Here is a 12284-nt window from a genome sequence, read left to right on the forward strand (position 1 = left end):
GCTGCCTTCAGCGGGTGGGGAGTTTCGGGCGAAGAAAACCCGACCCCTCGCGAGACGAAAGGTCGGGCTTCAGGAAAATCGCGCCTGAGGCCACCCTCCCCGCGGAAGGCAACACAGTTAGTGACCCGGCCGGTCTCCTGGCTTGGGGTTCATCCTCGGGCCCGCCTTCCCGCCGAAGCGGTGGCATGTTGGGCCGTCGTCCCCCCACACAGTTGCGGGGCAGCGCCGGATTTAAACCGGCTTCCCGTGCACCGGGTGCGCATCGATAGATACGCGGTGTTGCGCGAAGGATCAACCGGCTTATGACGGATGCTGTTTTTTCGTAACGCGGCGAGCGATCATGTACGCTCACGATTCGATGGCGAGGATCACGTTACTGACGGGCGGCGCGCGCAGCGGCAAAAGCACGCATGCGCTGAAACTCGCGAATTCATATCGGCGCAAGTTTTTCATCGCGACCGGAGAGGCGCTCGACGAAGAAATGACTGCGCGGATCGCGTTTCATCGGGAGACGCGGCCGCCGGATTTTCAGACAATCGAGGAGCCGGCCAATGTCGCGCGCTCGATCGAGGCGATCGAAGGCCGCGCCGACGTCGTGGTGATCGATTGCCTGACGCTGTGGATCTCGAACCTGATGCACACTCACAACGACGACGAGCCGTTGCTCGCTGAAGCGGATGCGCTGGCCGCGGCGCTTGCTCGGGCGAGTTTCGCGAGCATCGTGGTGACGGACGAAGTTGGGATGGGGATCGTGCCGATGCATCCGATGGAGCGGCGGTACCGCGATTTGCTCGGATGGACGAATCAGAAAATCGCGGGTATCGCGGATGAAGTGCTGTTGATGGTGGCGGGCTATCCGATTCGGGTTAAGTGAGCGTTTACATCGTCAGATACCCTCGCCTCCGCTGACGCTCCGGACTCGGGGGCTGCAATTAAATTGCGATTCGACCCTCCGGCCCGAATCGAGCTCCGCGGTGCTCGCGCGTCGCGAAAGCTCCGCCAAATCATTTACATCGTCATTTACATCGTCATTGCGACAAGCAGCGCAATCTCGACCAGTTCGCCGCCAGCGCCAATCAAGTCACCGGTCACGCCGCCGAGCCATCGCCGATAGAACCATCGCGTCGCGAGCACAACGGCGACAGCAATCAACACGGTTCTGAAGCCACCGATCAGCGCCGCCAGCAAAATCGCGGCAAGGGCGGCGATGAGTCTGCGATCGAAAATGTCGCGGCGTGCGAGCAGCACGGAACCCGCGCCCCGCTCGCGCAAGTAAGCCATGCCATGCGGGATCGCGAGCATCGCCAATCGAGCAAGCATCGGCGCGACGATCAGGGCGTCGTAGCGGCGCGAACCGGTGAGCGTCGAGAGGGCGAGAATCTTGAGCGAGAGATCGAAGAAAACCGCGAGGGCGCCGAACGTGCCGAGCCGGCTGTCGCGCATGATCTCGAGCGCGCGCTCGCGATCGCGGCCAGCACCCAGCGCGTCGGCGGTGTCGGCCAGTCCGTCGAGATGAACGGCGCCGGTGATGATCGTGAGAAAAAGAATGACGATCACCGAGCGCATCACCTGGCCGAGGACATGCGCGAGTATCCAGTCCACGCCGCACAACGCCGCGCCGAGTGTCAGGCCGACCAGCGGGAACCACGTGAACGACGCCGTGACGGTCGCGTCGGAGGCGGGGCGGCGATCGATCACCGGCAGGATCGTGAGAAAGGAAAAGGCGAGTTGAAGCTCGGCGAGGAATCCGGCGGTTGGTGCGGCATCGACGCCGCTGGAGATCGGCGCGGCGCCGTCGTCGTCGATCATCGGATTTTGTCGGAGACGCCGGCGCCGGCAAAGGTCGCCATGTGATGGAACAGGTCGAGCGCCGACTCGATCAGGTTCATCGCAAGCGCCGCGCCGGTTCCCTCGCCGAGCCTCAGATCGAGGTCGAGAATCGGGCGCACTTTCAAATGATCGAGCACGAGTGCGTGTCCGCCCTCGGACGAGCGATGGCTGAAAAAAAGATGCTCGAACTGTCGAGGGTAGAATTGAAGAGCTACGGCGGCGGCAGCAGTCGCGATGAAGCCATCGACGACGACCGGGATATCGAGCGAAGCGCCGGCGAGACACACGCCCGCCATCGCAGCGATTTCGAAGCCGCCGAGCGCGACGAGGATCGCGAGGCCGGCGTCGTCGCGCGATTCGAACGTATCGCGATGAATCTCCAGGGCGTGCGCGACAACTTCAATCTTGTGCCGGATGCCGGCGTCGTCGAGGCCGGTGCCGCGGCCGACGATCTGATCTGGCGCGATTTCGGTGATCGCCGAGAGCAGTGCGGCGGCGGAAGTGCTGTTCGCGATACCCATCTCGCCGATTCCGATCAAGCTGGCGCCGCTGCCGGCGAGTTCGCGCGCGACTTCGATACCCGTCTCGAGAGCGCGCGTCGCTTGTGCGTGCGTCATCGCAGGACCGCTCGTGAAATTTTGTGTGCCCGCGCCTATTCGCCGATAACTGACATCGCGCAGTGGCGTTGCACTGGTGTCGGTCCTCACGCCTACATCGATGATTTTCAGCGCGTAGCCGAATCGCCGCGCGAGCACGCAGATCGCGGCGCCGCCGTTGCTGAGATTGCGCAGCATCTCGACCGTGACGGCTTGCGGAAACGCGCTCACGTTCTCGTCGGCGACGCCGTGATCGGCGACGAAGACCGCGATTGCGCCGCGAGTGAAGCTCGCGGAACTGTCGCGGCGAATCGACGCGTAGCGGCGGACGATTTCCTCGAGGTGGCCGAGGCTGCCCGGCGGCTTGGTCAGCGAATTGAGCCGCGCGTCTGCCGCCCATGCGGCCTCATTGTCGAGCGGGCGAATCGCAGCGATGGTTTGGTTGAGTAGTGACATTGATTTCCAGTGCGCGATTTTCGTGATCGCATCATGGGCGCGTCCGTCTGGCAAGAAAAGGATCCGGGATTCTTCGGCTGCGCAGCCTTCGCCTCAGAATGACAACGTGGTGAGATCGAACATCGACGAACAAAACACAGGTGGTTAGTCGATGGAATCGGCGGGAAGGATCGCGCGCCAGATCGACGGATCATCGATCTTTGACTTCAGCTCCCGCGCCGCAGACTGGTGCGGGTCATTCTTAGGCTCGCCGTTCCACGAATCGAGATGAATCAAGGTTCGCGGCGGCAATCTGCTGGCCCATTCAGCGGTCGCGAGAGTTGGCCGCTCGGGAAATTCATCGACGTAGCCGAGACAAAGATATGCGACGGGGATTACATCGCGCGGAATTCCAAAGATTTCGGCAAGCGCGTCGTTGCGCATGATACTCACCCATCCGACGCCGATTCCTTCCGCGCGCGCAGCGAGCCACAGGTTCTCGACCGCGAGGCAGGCGGAATAGATCTCGACGTCGCGGATGCTGGTCTTGCCGAGCACGCCGGGACCGAATCGATCGGGCTTGCAGGTGACGATCAGATTCAGCGGCGCTTCGAGGATTCCTTCGAGCTTGAGCGAGAGAAACTTCTTGCGGCGCGCGCCGGTGAAATCGGCAGCATTCCTTGCGCGCTCGGCTTCGAAAATTTCCTTGACGCGGCGGCGACGATCGCGATCGCGCACGATGATGAAATCCCACGGTTGCGTGAAACCGACGCTGGCCGCATGATGCGCCGCGATCAATATTCGCGCGAGCACTTCATCGGGAATCGGATCGTCGTTGAACTGGCGGATATCGCGGCGGCGAAAGATCGTTTCGTAGAGTCCGCGCTTGAGCGAATCGCTGAACTCGTTGCGACTCCGCCGCGAACGTCGGCCGCCGGAATTCATCGAAGGTGTCGTGGCGCAATCGAAAGAAGAAAACGGGCAGGCCGCGAACGCACGACTCGCCCGTTCGATTCGATCGCGGCTCAAGCCGCGGCGGCTTTCCTGGCCGCCTCGAGCGCGGCCTCGTAGTTGGGCTGGTTGGCGACTTCCTTCACGTACTCGACGTAAGTGACGTTGTCATTCTTATCGACGACGAAGACGCATCGCGCGAGCAGATGCAGTTCCTTGATCAGCGCGCCGTAACTGGTGCCGAAGCTGGCGCTCCGCCAATCGCTCAGCGTCGTGATTTTATCGACGCCGGCCGCCCCACACCATCGCGCCTGCGCAAACGGCAGATCCATCGAGACGCTCAAGATCTCGACGTCACCAGGCAGCTTCGACGCTTCCTCGTTGAAGCGGCGCGTTTCGGCGTCGCAGACCGGCGTATCGATCGACGGAATCGTGGTGATGACCTTGACCTTGCCCTTGAACTGGTCGAGCGTCGCGGGCTGCAGGCCCTTGCCGACCACGTTGAAGCTGGGGGCCTTCTGGCCGACCTTGAGTTCGGGACCGATGAGCGTCATCGGGTTGCCCCGCATCGTAACGGCGCCAGTGCGTTCTTCCGCCATGATTCAAAATCTCCTCAGTGATGTATAGAAACTCGATCCAGCCGAGATTAGCCGCGCGGATGGTTCGGGTAAACCCGCGACCTTGCCTTGCAGCTTTGTTTAGCTGGCGAGCCGATTCTGACACCATGCGCGGCATAACGCGAAGCGCCACAAAGACCCGCACGATGCACCCGGCGCGCATCGTCAATGCGATCGCAAAATTCAGCCGATCTCAGATCGCTCGAACCAGCAGTGCGCCCAATCCTCCGACCACCAGAATGGTGTTGATGGCGAACGTAACGATCGCGCCGGGCGCGCGCTTTTCCGGAGCGTTCAAGTAGCCGTTGGCGTAAAGGATGCGGCCCAGCAGGAACAGCACCCCGAGCGCCACGCCGATCTGATAGTTCACGCCGAGTGAAAAAATCCAGACCGCCGGAAGGAAGACGATCAGCGCCTCCAGTGTGTTCTGATGCACCCGGAAGTAGCGCTCGAATTGCGCGTTTCCTGTGGTCGCCGGCGCCTCGACCTTGTACTTCAAACGCGCGCGTCCAACCATCGCGCCGAGCACCGAATACTCGATCAACGCCAGCAGCGTGACGATTTCGAGTCCCGCATAGCTCATCATACCCGCACCTCCCATCCTCGTTGTGGCGGCAGACCCGCGTTCGCTTGGATGAAGCTACTCGCGCCGAGGCGGAGGAGCTAGATGCTACGGGCGCGCGTACTTGGCGATTCGTGCCGCCTCGAGCGCGTCGGCCACCTCGCGCGGCGGCGCCTGCGGCATCCAGCCCTTGGTGTAGTCGCGCGTCTCCCAGGTGCGATCGTTCGCATCCCAGACGTACGGCAGCTCGACGATCGTGCCGGGCGCGATGATCGTGTCGAATGCGCGCATCGCGTCGGTCACGATCCGGCGCTGCAGCTCGGGCTCGTTCGGCTTGCCGGTCTGATGGCCGAGCGGAAAATTCACAAACACCCCGCGCGGCGCTTTCACGGAGCGCGTGATGTCGAGCGCCGACGTCATGCACAGCGACGGAATTCCCGCTTCTTCGGCCACGCGCGCGATCAGTCCAACGGACTGATGGCACACGGGTCAGGCAGGGACGAGGTAGAAGGCGTCGGCGTGCGCGCGTTTGAGTTCATCGACGATTTGCGGCGCGAGTTCGTCGCGGACTTGGCGCGCGGAATAAATCCCGCCCATGAAACTGAAGACGGGATCTATCAGCTCGCCGATCACGCCGGCAGATTCGAGTTCGCGAAGCCGCTCGAGCGGAAACACGCAATTGGGATCGATCGCGGCATCGTGCGTCGGGTAGCCGAAGTGCCAGACGTTGAGCTCGTCGCAGCGCGCATTTTTTGGGATGCGCCGGTACGTCGAATCCTCGCGATGAAAGCGCGGCTGATCGCGATACATGAATCCGCCCGAACTCATCATCGCGACGCGGCACTGCGCAATCGGTTTTGTGAGCGGAGTGAACGGCACGGTCTCATTGACGACCCAACGGTACGGAATGAAATCGCCGTACAGATCGCGCGTGCGTGGAATGTAATCGACTGGCATCTTTGTTATGCTCCGTTCGCGCGGCGCGGTTTCGATCAACACGCATCCGGCGGAAACATCATCTTATCCGCCCGGAACTCGCGCACCACAAGATCAATAAAGCCCTTGCGCACCGGCCACTCAAGCCGCGTATCGCGCCAATGAATTCGGCCGTCGGGGCCTTCGAGTTCGCTCGCGATGTCGTGCATATTTGCGAGCGCGCGCTTTAGACGATCGTTGTCGGCGGCGACGGCGGGAATCGCGCGCATCCGATTCATCCAGGCGCTGAGTCGAGGATAGGAATCCATCGCGATGCCCATCGCGGGCGCAGACGGCACGTAACAGATCGCGGACAGGTCGGCGATGCTGACGTTGTCGAAGAAGAACTGCCGCTCGCCGAGCGCCGCTTCGAGGCGCGCGAGCAGGCGCGAAAATTCGTCGCGGGCGGCGCGGGCCATCGCATCAGCCTCGGGAGAATTTTTGCGCAACTGCGACATCCAGTAACCGTAGCTGACGGCATCGAAGCCGCGATCGCAGAGATCCTCGAGCGTACGCATTTGCGCGCGCGCGAATGGATCCTTCGGAAACAGCGGCGGTGTCGGATACGCATCTTCGAGGTATTCGCAGATGATCGTGGAGTCGGAGATCGTGCGGCCGTCGTCGAGCACCAGGACTGGAACTTCGGCGCGTTCGCTGGCGGCGCGGAGATCTTCTTTTCGATCGAGCGAGTAGCATCGTTCGATCGGCTCGAAGGCGACGCCTTTGAACTCGAGCGCCATTTGGGCCTTGCGCGCGTAGGGGCTCGTTGCGTAGGTGAATAACTTCATGGTGGTCGAACTCCGTCGGCTATCTTAGTTGAGGCAGCACTTCGAGACCGAATCGATCGAGCGAGCGGCGCGCCTTGGCGGGATCGAGTCCCGGCAGTTGCGTCACGACGATCAATTCCGTGAACGGGGTTGCGTCGAGAATCGCGTTCAGCTTGTCGCGAACTTCGGCCGGCGTTCCGAGCACGCTGGTACGCCGCAGCCGCTCGGGGTCGGGACGAATCAGCACTTTGCTCTGGTCAGTGGTGCCGGCGGCGGCGGAAAGCCACTTGCCGTACAACTCAGCCTGATACATGAGGGCATCGCGCGTGTCGCGCCAGGCCTCTTCTTCACTGTTCGCGACGTACACCGCGCGGTTGGCGACGATATTGTATTTTGATGGATCTTTGCCGGCCGCCTTCAGCGCCTCGATATAAATGCCAGCTTCTTTGCGCCCGCCCACGCAGGCGAACGAAAGATCGAGCTTCGCGGCGCGGCGAATCGCCTTGGGCGCGCCTGCGCCCCACAGCAGCTCAGGATACGGCTGGCTCACGGGTCGCGGCAGTACGCGCACGTCGCGAAACTTGAAATACTTGCCATCGAAGCTGAAACGTTCTCCGGTCCACGCGAGCTTCAATATTTCGAGCGTCTCGAGCGTGCGGCCGAGGCGCTCGGCGCGTGGAATTCCGAAGCCATCGAATTCTTCCGCCCGATAGCCTTGCCCGATTCCAAGCCGCAAACGCCCGCCCGAGAGCACATCGACGAAGGCCGAATCTTCGGCGAGCTTCAACGGATGAACGAAAGGCGCGAGCAAAACGTAAGTGCCGATCGTGACGCGAGTGGTGCGCGCAGCAATCGCGGCTGCGGCCGGCATCATCGCGGGCAGGTACCCGTCGTCGGTGAAGTGATGCTCCGTCAGCCAGATCGAATCGAAGCCCATCGCCTCGGCCGCCTGCACCTGCTCAAAGCAGTGACGATAAAGGTCGCGAAACGAAATCGTCGAAGTCGGAGGATTGCGGAAGTCGAGCTGATAGCCGATTTTTGTTTTGCGCATTTTTTCAGACCCCACGCGGCGACTAGCTCCAGCGCACTAAGTGCTGAGCAGGACCGCCTCGATCAGCGTGCGGCGAGGCCGCCGTCAACGATCAATTCGGTGCCAGTGATGTAGGATGCATCGTCGGAGAGCAGAAACACGATCGCTTTCGCGATTTCCCACGGCGTGCCCTGCCGATGCATCGGGATGCCCGGCGCCACTCGCGCTTCGCGATCGCCGATCAGCCGGCGCACCATCGACGAATTGATCAGGCCGGGCAGTATCGTGTTGACGCGGATGTTGTCGCGGGCGTGCGAGACCGCCGCCGAACGCCCTAATCCGAGCAGCGCGGCCTTGGTCGCCTCGTAGGAAATCATGCGGTTGCTGCGCAGCGCGGCGAGCGACGACACGTTGACGATCGCGCCGCCGCCGGCTTTGGCGATCTCCGGGACCGCGTAGCGCATCGTGAGAAAATGGCTTCTCAGATTCACCGCGAGCATCGTGTCGAACTGCTCGGTAGTGGTTTTAAGCAGGCTGCCGCCGATGCCGATGCCGACATTGTTCACGAGCAGATGCAGCGCGCCGAATGCTTTGATCGTCGCCTCGACTGCGCCGCGGCATTGATCCTCGATACTAACGTCGGCTGCGACCGCTTCCGCGCGTCCGCCTTCTTCACGAATCGCATTGGCGGTCTGCTGCGCGAGTTCGAGCGAACGATCAGCGACCATCACCGCGGCGCCTTCGCGCGCGCACATGATTGCGGTGGCGCGTCCATTGCCGATCGATAATTTCTCGCCCGTGTTGGCGGGACCGTCAGCGCCGCCACCGATAATCAACGCGATCTTGCCCGCTAGCCGAGCCATGGTGCGCCTCCTTTGGAACAGGATGTCCCACTGATAACGCAATCGCTCGAAACTTGCACACGAACTCGCGTAGGCCGGACAATGCGAAGATCGGGGATGCACGCTATTCGTTCCTGACTGAGCATTTGACGGTTGGAGCGACCGACGCCGGCAACGCGGTTGGACCAGCCAAAAAGTCCTACGACGAAGCGCGGATCTCTGGGAAGAGGAGACTGCAAAGTGCTGAAAGCGAACAATCGGCCTAGAATCGAGGCTTTGGCGCCGGATTGCATGTTTCTGGAGGCTCAAAGAATCGAATTGCCCAGCCTTCGCCGCCTTCTTCAAGCTGGAACGTTTGACACAAAAGACTGGCATTTTCTGCAGCCCAAGACGTCTTGAGCAATACTTCCGCAGTCTTCTCGCCCTTCGATTTTACTTCGGCGGAATAGGAGCTCAATGCTCCGAAAGCGCCATAGTTCCACGTGAGACAGTTCATTGCCGCGCCCCCGCAGAGCAGGTCAGCGTTGCGTCGGCCTTCGTTGCTCATCAGTTCCGTAATTGCGGCAGAGTTGTTGCCCCTGAACGCCTCGAAAGCCTTGAGAACGATCCGGTCGGGAGTAGGATGATGGTAATTCGTCCAAGACCACCATCCCAACCCCAGTGCGACGACGATCACAATGATAGCGGGAATCGAGCGATTGGAAATCGGAGTTCCGCCGCTTACATTGGCAGTTGAAAGCTTTAGAGGGGTAGCCAACGAAGTGCGGGTCGGTTGATACGAGGGTGCTGGGATGCCTGTTCGCAGCACAGCCGGTTCTTGCGACGCGCTACTCTCGAGATTTGTCCCGCATCTGCCGCAAAATCGCGCCTCCTGCCTAGCTGGCACGTGTCCACATTTTGCACACATCTTCACGAGCTAGTTCACTCGTTTTCCAAATGTATGCGTATGCAGAAATTCAAGTGCCCGACGTACTAACCAACGAATCCGCCTTACGTCACGTTCCGATCTTCTTCTGTCACGGCATAAGACTATAATCCCGCTTAGCCGGCAACGGTCCGACGTCAATCCAAAATCGACGACAGGATGCGCGCGCTAGGCGCCTTCGCGGCTGCGCGAGCGAGCCTGATGCGGTTCGGGCGGGATCGTCAGCATATCGCGCGAATGGATCTCGCCGAGATACTCGATCAGATTGCGCATCGAGACGACCGCGGTCGGCCGGCCGTCGTCATCGACCAGCGGGATGTGGCGGAAACCTTCGAGCACCATCTTGCTGAGCGCGAAAGCGACGTTGGCGTCGGCGGGCAGCGTGAACGGATCGCGGGTCATCGAGGCGGTAATCGGCGTGCGTTCAAGGTCGATCGAGTGGCCGACGACTTTCATCAAGACGTCGCGCTCGGTGAAGATGCCGGCGAGCGCGCCGTGCTCCTCGATCAACACGCAGGCGCGGCGCTCCCGCTGCATCAGGGCGATGGCTTCGCCGAGGGTGGCTGAGGCGTTTACGATCAACGCCGGCTGTGACACCACTTCGCTGAGCGTGGTATTGGCGAGCACGGACTCGAGGTCCTTCGGGCCGGGATGCTCGTCGTCCAACAGTGATTCGCGTACGTCTTCGTCGCTGGGCATCGTGGGTGGTCTCCCGTGTCGACGTTCGGTCGAAAGAAAAGCCTACGGTGTTTCCGGATTTAGGGCAAAGGTCGCGAGCGCATCGCGCGTGCTTCGGAGGCGTTATCGCACGAGGGTGAGAGCGTCATTGGCAAAAACTGCGGCAAGGTGAAGGATTGGCCGCGATTGAAGGAGTTACGATGGCTTCGGTTCCAGTTGATGTAATCATCGTCGGCGCAGGGTCGGCGGGCGCGGAGTCGGCGGCAGTTCGGCGATCAACGGTCAAATCGCGATCCGCGGGATGCTCGACGATTTCGATATTTGGGCGCGCCAGGGATGCGCCGGATGGTCGGGCGAAGAAGTGCTGCCGTACTTTATCAAGCTGGAGAACGATCTCGATTTCGGCGGCCAGCCGTATCACGGAAATCGGGGACCGATTCCGGTGTGGCGCGCGCCGCAGGAGAATTGGGGCGGCGTCGATCGCGCATTGCACGACGTCTGCCTCGATAAAGGCTACGGCTGGTGCGAGGATCACAACGCGCCGACCGGCACCGGCGTTTCTCCCTACGCGATGAATCGTCAACCTGCCGGATGGGTCCGGCGCCGGACGCGCGCTCGGTGGTCGATCCGGATTGCCGCGTCAAAGGTGTGGAGCGGCTACGCGTGATCGATTGCTCGATCATGCCGGAGATCGTTCGCGCCAATACGCATCTGAGCACGGTGATGATCGCAGAGATGATGGCGGATCGAATCCGCGGCAAGCGCGCTGCCTGATAAGCGATCGCTACTCGCGGATAACGATCGTCCTAGCGCGAGGCTTTGCCGAGCCGCCTGGCTGTAGAAAAGCCAGGGCGCTTATCGCCCGAATCGCGCAGACCCATTAGATGCAGCTCCAGGATTTCGCGCAGCGAGGGAGTCGCGCTCTTCCACGATGGCTCGCCGCCGCGCAGCCATAGCAACTGGAACGCGAAGTACAAGGCAAAGAGGTTGTAAGCGAGCAGCGGAGGGCTTATGTCCTTGCGAATTTCACCCTTCTCTTGCGCCTGTTCGATAAGTTCAGACATCTTCCTGAAGAAGCCTGCGGTAACTTCATCGACACGATGCCTGTCGTCAGTTAGAAACGCGACCTCTTTCATGAATACTCGGGCCAGTTCCAGATCGCGTTCCATGTGCTCCAGCATCACGGTGAAGACGTGCATCGCCTGATCGAGCAAGGAGGCTTTAGGCGCCGTCGCAAACGCGCGATTGACCGAGTGGCCGACCTCCTCCTGAAAGAACATCACGAGTAGCGACTCCTTGGTTCCGGCGTGAAAGAAGACCGTGCCTTTCGCGACGTCCGCCAACTCAGCAATCTCGCTGGTGGTAGTCTCGTGAAATCCTTTGCGCCGAAAAAGCTCGCGCGCGGCGCGTTTGATCCGCTCGTATTTGTCGAGCTTGCTGCGCTCCGACCGGCTAAGTGGAATTACATTGCTGTTAACTGCCATTCCCACACCCCGGGCAACCTGCTAATCGAGTAGCTACTAGAAGGTTGTCACTGTTTCACAAAATCCAGAACCACGCGATTGTGCTGGTCCGCGTTTTCGAACTGCGCCCAAAGTGTTGGGCGAAAAAAGGAATGTTGCGAACATAGTTCTCAGCGTGGCCGCCATTGCCATGTAACAGCACCAGCGGGAAGCCTTCGCCACCTTCTATTATGCGGCTGCGATACCGGCCTTTGACCTGGCGAACCTGGCACTTAAGAAGGTCAACCCAATATGACATCGATAGCTACTCCGTACTGAGGCAAGGCATGTGAGCTATCCCGACGCTTGATATCGGCGCGCACCGCGACGACGTTGGCGCCGGCGGCGCGAAACTCCACAAGGGCTTGCTCGAGACGCGCGGCATCTCGTCCATTGATGACGACCTGGACGCCCTCCTTGGGCAACGCTTCGGCGCACGCGCGGCCGAGGCCGCGGCTCGAGGCGCATACGATAGCCTTGCGGCTTGCGATTCCGAGATCCAAAATTGGCGCCTCCGTTAGAGAGCGATGCGGCGCGCGCGATTAACCTTGGTCAATATCGTCCATAGTCAACG

General features: G+C 61.1%; 17 protein-coding genes and 1 riboswitch. Of the genes, 3 read left to right on the forward strand and 14 right to left on the reverse strand.

The genetic code is table 11. From position 1 onward, the window contains the following. Nucleotides 1-109 precede the first annotated feature (109 nt). Nucleotides 110-271, reverse strand: a riboswitch (cobalamin riboswitch). 69 nt (nt 272-340) lie between these two features. Next, a complete protein-coding gene (gene cobU, locus Q7S58_RS00535; protein ID WP_304819699.1) occupies nt 341-874 on the forward strand; it encodes a bifunctional adenosylcobinamide kinase/adenosylcobinamide-phosphate guanylyltransferase in 534 nt (177 codons plus the stop codon). Between the two features lie 146 nt (nt 875-1020). Here cobU and cobS read toward each other — a convergent pair whose 3' ends face one another. From cobS to Q7S58_RS00595, 12 genes are all read right to left on the reverse strand, one after another. Beyond that, complete coding sequence (cobS, locus tag Q7S58_RS00540) at nt 1021-1809, reverse strand: adenosylcobinamide-GDP ribazoletransferase (protein ID WP_304819701.1); 789 nt, start codon at nt 1807-1809, stop codon at nt 1021-1023. Beyond that, nucleotides 1806-2882: a nicotinate-nucleotide--dimethylbenzimidazole phosphoribosyltransferase gene (gene cobT / locus Q7S58_RS00545; protein WP_304819703.1), complete on the reverse strand. Its 1077-nt coding sequence runs from the start codon at nt 2880-2882 to the stop codon at nt 1806-1808. Before cobT ends, cobS begins: the two co-directional genes overlap by 4 nt. A 144-nt stretch (nt 2883-3026) precedes the next feature. Next, nucleotides 3027-3806: a 5,6-dimethylbenzimidazole synthase gene (gene bluB / locus Q7S58_RS00550; protein WP_304819705.1), complete on the reverse strand. Its 780-nt coding sequence runs from the start codon at nt 3804-3806 to the stop codon at nt 3027-3029. Between the two features lie 80 nt (nt 3807-3886). Continuing rightward, nucleotides 3887-4411 (reverse strand): thiol peroxidase, encoded by a 525-nt coding sequence (gene tpx / locus Q7S58_RS00555; protein WP_304819708.1) that lies wholly within the window; start codon nt 4409-4411, stop codon nt 3887-3889. A 211-nt stretch (nt 4412-4622) separates the two neighbouring features. Continuing rightward, nucleotides 4623-5015, reverse strand: a complete 393-nt coding sequence (locus Q7S58_RS00560) for an MAPEG family protein (RefSeq protein WP_304819709.1) — start codon at nt 5013-5015, stop codon at nt 4623-4625. An 84-nt stretch (nt 5016-5099) separates the two neighbouring features. After that, the gene (locus tag Q7S58_RS00565) at nt 5100-5444 is read right to left on the reverse strand and encodes a hypothetical protein (RefSeq protein ID WP_304819711.1); all 345 of its coding nucleotides are present in this window, start codon (nt 5442-5444) and stop codon (nt 5100-5102) included. A 36-nt stretch (nt 5445-5480) separates the two neighbouring features. Next, entirely contained in the window at nt 5481-5948 is a 468-nt protein-coding gene (locus tag Q7S58_RS00570) for a glycine/sarcosine/betaine reductase selenoprotein B family protein (RefSeq protein WP_304819713.1), read from the reverse strand. Nucleotides 5949-5983: 35 nt separating this feature from the next. Continuing rightward, the gene (locus tag Q7S58_RS00575) at nt 5984-6754 is read right to left on the reverse strand and encodes a glutathione S-transferase family protein (RefSeq protein ID WP_304819715.1); all 771 of its coding nucleotides are present in this window, start codon (nt 6752-6754) and stop codon (nt 5984-5986) included. Between the two features lie 19 nt (nt 6755-6773). Further along, a complete protein-coding gene (locus tag Q7S58_RS00580; protein WP_304819717.1) occupies nt 6774-7784 on the reverse strand; it encodes an LLM class flavin-dependent oxidoreductase in 1011 nt (336 codons plus the stop codon). Nucleotides 7785-7846: 62 nt separating this feature from the next. Beyond that, on the reverse strand, nt 7847-8626 hold the full coding sequence (locus tag Q7S58_RS00585; RefSeq protein ID WP_304819719.1) for an SDR family NAD(P)-dependent oxidoreductase: 780 nt from the start codon (nt 8624-8626) through the stop codon (nt 7847-7849). Between the two features lie 241 nt (nt 8627-8867). Then, nucleotides 8868-9413: a hypothetical protein gene (locus Q7S58_RS00590; RefSeq protein ID WP_304819721.1), complete on the reverse strand. Its 546-nt coding sequence runs from the start codon at nt 9411-9413 to the stop codon at nt 8868-8870. Between the two features lie 285 nt (nt 9414-9698). Next, on the reverse strand, nt 9699-10229 hold the full coding sequence (locus tag Q7S58_RS00595) for a cyclic nucleotide-binding/CBS domain-containing protein (RefSeq protein ID WP_304819723.1): 531 nt from the start codon (nt 10227-10229) through the stop codon (nt 9699-9701). 265 nt (nt 10230-10494) lie between these two features. Here Q7S58_RS00595 and Q7S58_RS00600 point away from each other — a divergent pair, with 265 nt between their 5' ends. Both Q7S58_RS00600 and Q7S58_RS00605 read left to right on the forward strand, forming a co-directional pair. Beyond that, nucleotides 10495-10875 carry a hypothetical protein gene (locus tag Q7S58_RS00600; protein WP_370655429.1) on the forward strand — a complete coding sequence of 127 codons (381 nt, stop codon included), beginning with the start codon at nt 10495-10497 and terminating at the stop codon, nt 10873-10875. Further along, nucleotides 10800-10982 carry a GMC oxidoreductase gene (locus Q7S58_RS00605; RefSeq protein ID WP_304819725.1) on the forward strand — a complete coding sequence of 61 codons (183 nt, stop codon included), beginning with the start codon at nt 10800-10802 and terminating at the stop codon, nt 10980-10982. The genes Q7S58_RS00600 and Q7S58_RS00605 overlap by 76 nt, the downstream gene beginning before the upstream one ends. 32 nt (nt 10983-11014) lie before the next feature. On the opposite strand, the gene Q7S58_RS00610 is transcribed toward Q7S58_RS00605, so the two are convergent. Both Q7S58_RS00610 and Q7S58_RS00615 read right to left on the reverse strand, forming a co-directional pair. Further along, a complete protein-coding gene (locus Q7S58_RS00610; RefSeq protein ID WP_304819727.1) occupies nt 11015-11692 on the reverse strand; it encodes a TetR/AcrR family transcriptional regulator in 678 nt (225 codons plus the stop codon). Nucleotides 11693-11952: 260 nt separating this feature from the next. Next, the gene (locus Q7S58_RS00615; protein ID WP_304819729.1) at nt 11953-12213 is read right to left on the reverse strand and encodes an SDR family NAD(P)-dependent oxidoreductase; all 261 of its coding nucleotides are present in this window, start codon (nt 12211-12213) and stop codon (nt 11953-11955) included. Nucleotides 12214-12284: the final 71 nt, after the last annotated feature.

It is taken from the genome of Candidatus Binatus sp., assembly GCF_030646925.1.
Taxonomy (GTDB): Bacteria; Desulfobacterota; Binatia; order Binatales; family Binataceae; genus Binatus.